This window comes from Mycobacterium sp. KBS0706 (assembly GCF_005938675.2).
Lineage (GTDB): Bacteria > Pseudomonadota > Alphaproteobacteria > DSM-16000 > Inquilinaceae > Inquilinus.
Map to the genome: position 1 here is coordinate 1 of NZ_VCCH02000347.1, position 501 is coordinate 501.

1 protein-coding gene is annotated in these 501 nt (G+C 73.7%); it reads right to left on the bottom strand.

All coding sequences use genetic code 11. From position 1 onward, the window contains the following. Positions 1-501: calcium-binding protein (locus tag FFK22_RS42205; protein WP_143957042.1), on the bottom strand; the 501-nt coding region annotated here is incomplete at both ends.

The window sequence follows — 501 nt, forward strand, 5'->3', positions numbered from 1 at the left end:
CCGACAGGTCGACCAGGTCGCCCTGGGCGCGGCTGAAATCGGTGATCCGGTCGGCATTCGCCCCGACGACGCTGTGGGAGATGTCGGTGAAGACGAAGCGGTCGGCGCCCGCCCCGCCGGTCAGCACGTCCCGGCCGGCCCAGCCGTTCAGCGCGTTGGCCGCGGCATCGCCGATGATCTGATCGTCCGCGGCCGAGCCGGTGGCGTTCTCGATGCCGACATAGCTGTCGCCCACGGCATCGCCGCCCGCTCCGGTGCCGGCCGCCAGGTTGACCGTCACCGCGACCGTGCCGGTGTCGTAGCTGACGGTGTCGATGCCGGCGCCGCCGTCGAGCCGGTCCTGGCCGGCCCCGCCGCGAAGCAGGTCGTCGCCGCCCCAGCCGGCCAGGGTGTTCGAACCGGCGTCGCCGGTGAGCACATCGTTGCCGGTGTTGCTGCCGGCGAGGTCCTCGATGCCGGCATAGGTGTCGCCCTGGGCGTCGCCGCCCGTGCCGGTGCCGG